Genomic DNA, 10,245 nt, shown 5'->3' with positions numbered 1-10,245 from the left:
AATAAACAACTCCTCTTTGTGTATACGAAAAGCCAGAAAAGGGGGAAGCAAAGACTTATCAGTTACAAAAAGGAGGGTCCATTTAGGACGATGGAATAGTATTATTTAAGCATAAATTTTAATAAAATTTTTAGTTAATAAAAAAGAAATTCCAAGTAATACTAAAGTAAATTTAACTTTAAAGAAACTATATTTAAGAAATTTCTTTTAATTAGTACAAGTATAAAATTAGGCTAATTTTTTGGCACAAGCTCTAATACATTGCAAGCTCGCTTGCTGCCCATCTTGCAAGCCTTATCAAGAGCGTTTGCAGAAAGATCAAAGCTTTGCTCAGTGCCATTTCCTTGAAGATACTTTGTCGCTAGCTCATAGCAAGCCTCGCTACTACCGTCATCACAAAGCGATTTAAATATCTCAAAAGATTTTTGCGTATCTTTTTCTGCGCCAAGGCCACGCCCTAGCATATCTGCATAGATAAAGCAAGAAATTTTATCTTTATTCTCACACTCGCTTGAAAGCTTTTTTGTAAAACTCTCGCAAGCTTTAGCGTTGCTTTTATTAATACACTCTTGCATATTTATATCCCAGTTTGCATTCAAAGATATAAGAGCAAATGCTAAAAATAAAACAGATTTTTTCATAAATTTCCTTGGAATAAGTTAGCTCCCTTTGGGGGAAAGGGAGCTATTACAAAAAGGAGGTTTCTTGTTGGACAAGTAGAATAATACAAGTTTCGTCTAAATTTAAAACCAACTTTTCTTTAACAAAAAACAATCTCAAACCAAATCTTTTTTACTAAAGGCGAAATAGCCACAAACTAGCAAAATAATGCCTAGTACGAGCGGATAAATAATCGCGTAAGCTACAAATGTCGCCTTTGGAAAGGTGCTTAAAATAAAATAAGACGCAGTACCGATAACTGCTAAATTTGGATCAAAAAGACTAAGCGCTGCTATCCTGAAAAGCTCTATCGGATTTAGTATAGCAATAGCGTAAATAACGTACTCATCAACCGAGCTTCGCATAAGAAGTCCAATTAATGCTAGATCAATAAATGCAAGCATTATAAGCCAAAGTAAAAACGCCACACCTTGGCCTGTCTCTTGATTTTTAATCACGCTTGAGATAAAAAATCCAAGCGATAAAAAAATGATGCTTAAACTAAAAAGTAGTCCAAAATAAAGTGTTAATACACTCCAAGGTATCGCAACACCTTTTATAAAGCCAACGACCACGCAAAGCAAAAGAGCAAACAAAAGTGGCACAAAAACAACAAATGTACGGCCCAGTGCCTTGCCAAAATAATACTCTCTAAGACTTAGCGGGAAACTAAGGATGTATTCAAGCAAATTTGTATCTCTATCTTGATTTATGCTTCTTACGGTTGAGATGAGAATAAAAATAGGCACAATGATGACACAAATTTGAATAAATAAAAGCAGTGCTCTAGTAAGCCCAGAAAAGCCGAGCACACGTGAATCAGTCACGCCGCTAAATAAAAATCCTATCATCAAAGCAGAAAAAAGCGCAGCATATATCACAAACCATCTTGAGCGAAAAGACTCTTTAACATCAAGCTTTGCTATTAAAAAAAGATTATTCACCCTTGCTCCTTAAATTTTCTTCTTTGATTATCTTGCCAAGATCCATATAGACGCATCTATCTAATAAATTTGCTATCTCATCGATACGGTGTGAAATAAAAACAAGTGTTTTGTTTTGTGTAAAATTATCAAGTAAATTTTTAAAAGAAAGCCTTGCTTTCACGTCAAGATTTGCTGTTGGCTCATCAAACATCAAAATTTCACTATCCTTAGCAAATGCGATGGCTATTAGCATCTTTTGTTTCATGCCGCCAGAGAGCTTATAAAATGGCTTATTTAAATTTGCATGCAGATCAAGCTCTAAAAGCTTGCTAAATTTCTCAATCTCTTCAAATTTTACATTTGAGCTTTTGCAAACAAACTCACAAAGCTCACGTAGATTAAATTTAAGCGGTGGTGGGGTTTGTGGCACAAATGAGATAAATTTCAAAGCCCCTTTTCTGTCTTTTAGGGTATTTACGCCATTTATCGCGATGCTTCCACTATTTGGGATAAACTCGCCTAAAATGATACGCATGAGCGAGCTTTTGCCAGCTCCATTTTGTCCAAGTATTGCTATTTTTTCACCAGATTTTACGTTTAGGCTAACATTGTCAAGTATCCTTTGCGAGCCAAAAATTTTAGTTACTTCTTTTATATCTATCAAAAATTTTCCTTATATGAGTTTTTTAAAGCCGTTGTCAAATTTCAGTGCATCTTGATGACACACATCAATACACCTACCACAAAGCGTGCAATCAGCACCAGCTATCCTAAAGATATTTTTACTCTCGTCAAGCTTTGCTCCCTTTTTTGTCATAAAAAGCACGTGAGGCACTAGACAAACATCGGTGCAAACTAAGCAGTGATCGCATTTTTCTTTATCCCAGCTAACTTTTATGGCATTTGGTTTAGCTAGCACCGAGTAAGTAGCTCCGATAGGACAGACATACCTACACCAAGCTCTACGTGAGAAGAAAATTTCAACCATAAGCATAGCTACAACGAACCAAATAGCATGAAAATAGCCATAGATAATAAATCTTGAAAAAATCCCAACAACATTAAAAATTTCAAATGTAAGGCTTGCACTAGCAAAGCTAAGGGTTAAAAATAAAATGGTGAAAACATATCGCCACTTTGTGTCAAAAACTCGTGGTTTTACTATCTTTTTAGCGCGTAAATTTTCATGGATCTTCTCAGCTATTTCGCTTATTAATGAATATGGACAGATCCAAGAGCAAAAGCCTCTACCACCAAAAATGATATAAAATGCCAAGATACTAAGTGAGCCAATTATTAAATTTACATGGATTTCATGTGTCGCCAAAAAGACTTGCAGGCTCATAAAAGTATCTGCCAAGTGAAAACCAAATATCCTTGAGGCACTGATGTCGCCTTCTAAAATTTGTATATCGACTCTATATGAAAGCACAAATAAAAGATGAACTAAAACGATGGTAAAAATGCGCCAAAATCGTATGCTAGGACGCTTTTTACCATCTTTTGTAGTTGTGATTAACGTGCTTAGAAAGCTTACATTTCTAATCGTCGCACGAGTGTTATATTTGTCCATTTTTACTTTTTAAATTTAGAAATTTCATCTGCAAGGCTTTCAAGCTCGCTATCACTAACATTTGTGAGTAGCCCTTTCATAAGTGAGTTTTGCACTTTGCCAGCTTTATAATCAGCCAGCTTTTTAAGTAATTCATCCTTACTTAGGTGTGTTATATCAGGAGCTACGACGCCTTTTGCATTTGCGCCATGGCACGGAGCACAAGTTGTTAGATACTGCTTGCTAACGCCTTCATTGTGCACTTTAGCCACACTTAGACTTAGCTCTTTTACCTTTTTTAGCTCATCTTCGCTGGCAAATTCTTCACTAGACTTTGGCTGCTCTTTTGTAAAATTTTGCTCTACTTTTGGCTGAGCATTAGTTGCTACTTTTTCCTTTTTAGGCGGAGTCTGGCTTAACATAAACACCATGATACCGCAAATTGCTACCGCTAAAATAATGGTTATAATCTTTCCTACTTTCATTATTTGCTCCTAAATTGTGTATTAAAATCACTGATTTCTTTAGCTAAATTTCTGATTTCACTATCATCCATTTTTTTAACAAGATCTCGCATTAAGACATTGACTTTTTCTTTATTTTTATAAGCATTTATCATTGTATAAATTTCATTTTCGCTTTTTGTTAAAAGTGATGGCCCGATGATGCCATTTGCGTAATCATCGTGACAAGCTGAACATTTTGTAATGAAATTTTTGCTAAGCCTGCCCTTTATAAGTCTTAAATTTATAGTTTGAAGAGGGGTTCTTACCATCACTAAAGCACCGATTTGACGGCTTACATTATTATCTTCAAGTCCAAATTTTACGCTCTTTTCGCCGTGCATATCGTATTTTATGAAGTCATTTTGTTTATTTGTGCTTTGGTTATTTTCTTTTTTTTCAACCTTTATGCTAGCACTCGTGGCTACATTTATTGGTTGCTCGCTAGCTGCTTTTTGCGCTTTGTCATCGCTCTTTTCACAGCCGACAAATAGCAAAGCAGCAGCCACTAAAGACATTATTAATCTCATTCTTTCTCCTTATAAATTTCATCATAACTCATTTTTGGGGCAATATTTATAATTTTTACAGGGCAAACCTCAGCACACACCCCACACCCAACACAGCCATGCTTTATGAGTGGTAAATTTGCTTCGCTCATTACTATTGCACTATCGCCAACTGGGCAAATGCTGACGCAAAGGTCACAAATTTGACCGATTTTGCCTTTTATCTTATCTTTTTCTGCTTCTTCCCTATCGTTATAAACTTTGCGAACAAGCAAATCTTCAACGCTATCTTCGCTTATTTTTTCTCTTTTTAGGCACATACAGGCATTTGCATTACTCAAGACAGCAACGCCCATTTTCACATCATCAACAACTTTTGTAGCATGATCTAACGCACCGCTTGGACAGGCGAGCACACATGGGAAAAGATCACATAAATAGCAACCTCTCTTTTTAGGATCGATGTATGCTGTACCATTTGAATATCCATCTTTTATATCAAGCAAACTTATACTGTGATAAGGGCATACCTGCACACACTGACCGCATTTAACACAAAGATCATCAAAGTCATTAACCGCACCTGGTGGTCTAAGATAGAGTTTATCGCCGCTACTTTTTGGCAAAATTTTACCTATGCCATATCCTGCGGCAGCTGCGACTGAGCCTAAGATTATAAATTTTCTTCTATCCACGCTTTGCCCTTAACGCGTTAAAATTTGAAGCATCAAGTGGTTTTATCCTTGGCGTGCTATCTTCAAGTAGCTTTACTGGCTCAGAAAATGGCGCGAGTTTGGCTAAAAAATTTAAGATACTAAAGACACTTGATCCATAGAAAAACTGCAAATTTGGATAGTACTGCCAAAGCTGATCGGCATACGATAGATGCATGAACGGCGTATCGCCATAGCCATCTTTATTTCTATCAAAGCTCTCATACTCATCATAATAATTTTTACTCCACCGATTTAATGCCATTTTATCGCCTGGAGTGTCGTTCGCAACGATATCCATATTGCCTATAAAATCATTATTTTCAAATATGCTTATCCCCTGAGTAGCGTGAAAATATACGCCAACTACGTTGTGTAAAATTTTATTGCCTAAGAAATTTATCGTTGAGCCTGGCTGAAACGGCGAGTTATCAAGTAAAATTCCTCTCGCATTATAGATAAGTGTATTATTTTCGATAGTAAAATTTGAAACATCTTTTAGACCGATACCGATACCAAAAGCGCCGTCACTATCCATAACAAGATTATTTTTTATATTTGAGCCAGCTGAATACATAAAAAACATTCCGACTGCATTGCCGATAAAATCATTGTTTTCGACTAAATTTTGATTCGCATACATAAAGTGAAGCGAGTATCTACCGCGGATCGCTTTATTTTTTAAAAATTTATTGTGACTTGCATACCATGCAACCATATCTCGGCTATCATAAATATAATTGCCTTCTATTAAATTTTCATGACTATACCAGAGTCTAACCGCATCACCTCTAAAGCCAAGACTGGCCCCTTTTTTAGAAGTGATGTTATTTTCAGTGATCTTTGAGCTACTGCACTCTTTAAAATCAATCCCAAAAAGCACATCACTCAAGTCATTTTGCGTAATCAAGACATTATTTGCTTTATCGCAGCCAATGCCAGCATCAAGCTCACCAAGGTCATTTCCGCTACCACTTATCTTTAAATTTCTAAGCGTAACATTTGAGGCAATAATCTTTACGACTGTGCCTTTACCATTTCCTTTTATGTGAGCGTTTTTACCCTCACCAACAATACTAAGCGGCTTATTTATAGTTATGCTTCCTTCATAGATACCGTCTCCTAGCTTTATAACATCACCAGGGCTAGCATTATTTATTGCATCTTGAAGGATATTTGCAGAGCTAAAAATAGGCAAGAAAGCAAGGGCAAAATTGAAAATTTTACGCATTTAGCTCTTTTTTCTTTGAAAATACTGCAAGTATGCAAAATACACTCATAGCAATCATCACCCAAAATCCAATGCTTGGATAAGAGTGAGTTGTAAATTGTGCGACGCTACCATCACCTAAAACTGTTGGCATAAATGGCTTAATCTTAAATGCGCCCCACTCTTGCATGTTGTGTCCATACCAGTAAAGCCATCCTGCAAATGCGCTCATAAATAGCACAGGCGCGATAATCGTTGGAACCATAAGAAGCGAGTTAAATTTGCCATTGTAATACAAAAATGCAAGCATGCAAAGTGTTGAAATAAGCAAATAATAAGGCGCTATCGCTCGCTCTAAATTTCCACCATGCTCCATAGGATACATACCGATGTAGTGATTTATCGTATTCATCTCATGCACGTCACCACTATATCCATCTACGTGAAAATATACAGGAATTCCATCAGGAAAGGCTGATTTTGGATAATTTGGAGCTTCAAGAGAGACGTACCAGATAGGAAAAGATGGTGTGCCTATCTCTGCTTTTTGCTCGATCATCTTATGAAGATCGCTTGCTACATCTTTTGATAAAAGGTGATTTTTATACTGAAATGAGCTATAAAGATTATAGATACCGTAAGTATAAGATGGCAGTTCATCACCATCAGCTATACGCTCTTTTGCTCCGTGCCAACCAAGAACAGGCAAAGTAAAACAAACAGTCATTAAGACAAGTGCAACAATGGTATAAATTTTATATTTACTCATGATCTCTCCTTTAAATTTTAAAATTTCATCTGCTAAAAATAAAATTTTAAAATTTAAAAAGGGGCAAAATGCCCCTTTCAAAACTACATACCAGCGTTTTCATCTACCCATTTTAGGTATTCGATGATATTTTTGATCTCTTCATCACTCATATGCTGATTTGGCATTCTAAGGTTAAAGTAATCAATCATTGATTTAATGTAGTCGTCATTATAGAACTTAGCAGGATCTTTGATAAATTCTGCTACCCATTTTTCGCCGTTTTCATGTCTTAGTAAAACGCCTGTTAGGTCTGGACCTGAGCTTACTTGACCGATGACGTGGCAACCATTACAACCGCCTTTTAGATAAGCCTCTTCACCTTTTGTAGCAGCTGGACTCATCGGAGTTGCGATCTCTTTAGCTAGGTTATTTTTAGCTCTTAAGCCAACATCAGCTGTTTTAACCATGTATTGCCATACTTGGTACTCCCAAAGGATAGCACCGTTTACGTCACCTTTTTTGTAAGCTTCGTCAGCTTTAGCTTTTACCTCTTTGATGTGGCCGTATTGATCAAGTGCGTCATCAACCAAAGCTTTTACTTTTGGATATTTCTCATAATGTTTCTCTTTTAGGTATTTAACAACCTCTTGGATAACATCGTCAGTTGCCTTATTAGTTGCGATTACTTTGTCGTATTCGGCTTTTAAAGCTTCTGGACTTAGAGTTTTTAGCTTGTTATTTTTTGCAGATTCATATTTTTTATTTGGATCTTTAACAAGTAAATAACCCATCATCTCTAGGTGAAGCGCTGAACAAAACTCGGTGCAGTAGTATGGGAAGACACCTTCCATATCAGCTACGAAATTTACTGAAGCAGTTTTGCCAGGTTCAAGTGAAGCGTGAATGTTGTAAAGGTCGATGCCAAATCCGTGAGTCTCATCTTGAGCGCGCTCTAGGTTTGTTAAGTGAATTGTTACATTATCACCTTTATTTACCTCGATGTGTTCTGGGTTGATGTGGCTTCTGATCATTGTCGCATAGACGGTTACATTTTTGCCGTTTCTTTCAACTCTTTCTTGACCAGCTAGAGTTGCATATGGGCTAGCCTCGCCTGTTCTTGAGTTTGTACCCATGTTGTAAGTAAGCGCTGGACTTAGTTTGCTAGCAGCTATTGAAACAACATCGTGTGGCTCACCAAGTGGGATAGGCATATCATAGATTAGATCCATTTTTGCACCAGTGATGTCTATTAGCTGGTGATTTTGTGGATGAAGTGGGCCAACTGGGCTAAAGCGATCGATTGAAAGTTTATCAAGTGCGATTGCATATTTGCCAACTGGTTTTGCTGATTTGCCTTCCATTGTGTCAAGGTGACCTATGTTGTAGTGAACATTTACTTTATCAAGTACTTTTAAATTTTTGTAGTCCCATTTTACGATTTGGCTATCAACATAAAGTGAAGTATAGACTACGCCATCTTGTGAGTCAAATGATGTGTGCAGTGGTCCAAGGCCAAGTTCTACTTGTCCGTGCATTGACTTTTCTCTATCTAAGATAGGAATTCCGTATGGGTCAGTGCCAGCATACTCTTTTTTGTCGATTAGCTCTTTGATCTTTCTAAAGTCATAAACTGATGCGTGAGTATCAAGCTTACCACCAACGATGATATATCTACCATCTGGTGTTACGTCACAACCATGTGGGCTCTTTGACTCTGGGATTAAAAATAGTGCCCCAGCTTTTACCGCAGCATCTATTGTAACTACCTTGTGTCCATTTATAACTTTATAGTTTTTCTTGTCTTGTGCAAGTTTTTCTAAAATTTTCCAGTTATAAACGTGTAAGAAGTCAGTGTCATTTCTACTTGCACCTGCTTCAAATGGAGGGAGACCTTTTTCGATACCGCCAGTATACATCTCAGTATTTATTGAGTTTGTAAAGCCCCAGCCGTAGCTCTCGCCTTTACCAGCATCACTTAGATCTTGCCAGTATGGTGGGAGCTCAAGAGAAAATGACTCTTTCTCGTCGATCTTACCTTTTGGATAGTCAAATTTCCAAAATGTTACAGCACCTCTATAGACTGCTTCATAGTCGTCTATTGAGTGATAGTTGTTATCAAGTGGAGCTGCATATTGGCTAGCTTCGATAACATACTCGCTATTTGGAGTGATGAAGCTACCGCCGTGCTCACTCTTCATGATAGGGTTTACAACGATTTGAGTTGTCTCAAAGTCATGCAAATTTATAACTGCGATTCTTGGGTTAGCTTTATCGTTAATAAATAGATAATCACCAACATACTCACCATTTTTCTCAGTAAAATTTGGGTGGTGTGTATCGCCCCATGTTATCTCTTTGCCTCTGATGTTGCCTTGTTTTAAAACAGCTTTTGACTCATCGTCATAGCCATATCCTTGCCAAGGCTCTGGTGTGAAAACGCCGATGTATTTATAAATTCTCATCGACGGAACGCCATAAACTAGCACTTGACCGCTTTGCCCGCCAGATGAAAAGACGATGAAATCATCTTTTTTACCGCTAGGCTGATAAGTTTTAGCAGCTGCAAGGACATCTTTTTCGCTTAGCCCACGCTCTTTCATGACTTTTTCAAGGTCACTACTAGCAGCACAAGCAGTAGTTAAAGATAGCCCAAGCAACGCAGCACTTGCGACACAAAATAACTTTTGCATTTACTCTCCTTTTTAAAATGAATTTATCTCTAAACTCTTTATCTCATTGTCTAAATTTACGCCATTTAGGACGCCTTTATCTATAAAAATTCTTTTTATCTCATTGTTAAAAAGAGCCTTTTGTCCTTTTAGTTTAAGATCTTTGTCAAATTTATAGACTACTCCATCCCCATCACCTATGAAAATTTCATCCTCCATACACGCAAGAGCTGAAATTTTAGATTTTAAAACTTGCTTTTTAATTCCACTTTTAAAATCTAAAATTTCTCCATCTCTAAAGCCAAGCAAAATATCATTCCCTTTAAATTTACAGGCACTAAGTGGAGCAAAGCCAACACGCTTTTTCTCTTTTAAATTAAGCTCTTTATCAAGCAAAAATGGTGTGCCATTAAAGCTTGTAAAAAATAGCTCGTCATCAATTGGCAAAAGGCTTGAAATTTTATAAACATCTTTATAATTTTTAGTTAAAAGCTTATTTAGATTTTTATCAAAAATGCCTATGCTGACTTCATTTGCCATATCGCAAGCTACGTAAATTTTATTTTTAATTGCCGTAATTTGTGAAATTTTACAGCCGACATTTGGCATGGCAAATAAAAAATCTCTCTCATTTGCTACCTTAATAATCTCATTGTTTAAATTTGCGATATAAAAAGATTCTCCATCATTTCCACACTCTTGATTCTTATAAATCGTATCTTTTAGATCCAAATTTTTAGTCTGTCCATCTT

The 10,245-nt window shown here is 36.6% G+C and carries 11 protein-coding genes; all 11 read right to left on the bottom strand.

Annotated elements, in window-relative coordinates; translation table 11 throughout:
• Window positions 1–233 precede the first annotated feature (233 nt).
• Window positions 234–641, bottom strand: coding sequence for a tetratricopeptide repeat protein (locus CYP54_RS05835; RefSeq protein ID WP_103604541.1), 408 nt, complete (start codon window positions 639–641; stop codon window positions 234–236).
• Window positions 642–776: 135 nt separating this feature from the next.
• Window positions 777–1,604, bottom strand: coding sequence for an ABC transporter permease (locus CYP54_RS05830; RefSeq protein WP_072595065.1), 828 nt, complete (start codon window positions 1,602–1,604; stop codon window positions 777–779).
• Window positions 1,597–2,250, bottom strand: coding sequence for an ABC transporter ATP-binding protein (locus CYP54_RS05825; protein ID WP_103579996.1), 654 nt, complete (start codon window positions 2,248–2,250; stop codon window positions 1,597–1,599). Before CYP54_RS05825 ends, CYP54_RS05830 begins: the two co-directional genes overlap by 8 nt.
• A 9-nt stretch (window positions 2,251–2,259) precedes the next feature.
• Window positions 2,260–3,159 (bottom strand): NapH/MauN family ferredoxin-type protein, encoded by a 900-nt coding sequence (locus tag CYP54_RS05820; RefSeq protein WP_103604540.1) that lies wholly within the window; start codon window positions 3,157–3,159, stop codon window positions 2,260–2,262.
• A gap of 2 nt (window positions 3,160–3,161) precedes the next feature.
• Entirely contained in the window at window positions 3,162–3,623 is a 462-nt protein-coding gene (locus CYP54_RS05815; RefSeq protein WP_084109871.1) for a c-type cytochrome, read from the bottom strand.
• Entirely contained in the window at window positions 3,623–4,171 is a 549-nt protein-coding gene (locus tag CYP54_RS05810; protein ID WP_103604539.1) for a c-type cytochrome, read from the bottom strand. The genes CYP54_RS05815 and CYP54_RS05810 overlap by 1 nt, the downstream gene beginning before the upstream one ends.
• On the bottom strand, window positions 4,168–4,845 hold the full coding sequence (locus CYP54_RS05805; RefSeq protein ID WP_103604538.1) for a 4Fe-4S dicluster domain-containing protein: 678 nt from the start codon (window positions 4,843–4,845) through the stop codon (window positions 4,168–4,170). The genes CYP54_RS05810 and CYP54_RS05805 overlap by 4 nt, the downstream gene beginning before the upstream one ends.
• The gene (locus tag CYP54_RS05800; RefSeq protein ID WP_103604537.1) at window positions 4,838–6,094 is read right to left on the bottom strand and encodes a nitrous oxide reductase family maturation protein NosD; all 1,257 of its coding nucleotides are present in this window, start codon (window positions 6,092–6,094) and stop codon (window positions 4,838–4,840) included. Before CYP54_RS05800 ends, CYP54_RS05805 begins: the two co-directional genes overlap by 8 nt.
• The gene (locus CYP54_RS05795; protein WP_072595072.1) at window positions 6,087–6,842 is read right to left on the bottom strand and encodes a cytochrome C; all 756 of its coding nucleotides are present in this window, start codon (window positions 6,840–6,842) and stop codon (window positions 6,087–6,089) included. The genes CYP54_RS05800 and CYP54_RS05795 overlap by 8 nt, the downstream gene beginning before the upstream one ends.
• A gap of 83 nt (window positions 6,843–6,925) precedes the next feature.
• Window positions 6,926–9,514, bottom strand: a complete 2,589-nt coding sequence (gene nosZ, locus CYP54_RS05790; RefSeq protein ID WP_103604536.1) for a Sec-dependent nitrous-oxide reductase — start codon at window positions 9,512–9,514, stop codon at window positions 6,926–6,928.
• A 12-nt stretch (window positions 9,515–9,526) separates the two neighbouring features.
• Window positions 9,527–10,245, bottom strand: a 719-nt coding sequence (locus CYP54_RS09900; protein WP_103604535.1) for an ATP-dependent protease, incomplete at its 5' end; no start/stop codon positions are given.

The organism is Campylobacter concisus (assembly GCF_002914005.1).
Classification (GTDB): domain Bacteria; phylum Campylobacterota; class Campylobacteria; order Campylobacterales; family Campylobacteraceae; genus Campylobacter_A; species Campylobacter_A concisus_N.
Note: the sequence above shows the minus strand (reverse complement) of the source record. Positions and strands in the feature narration are given on the sequence as shown.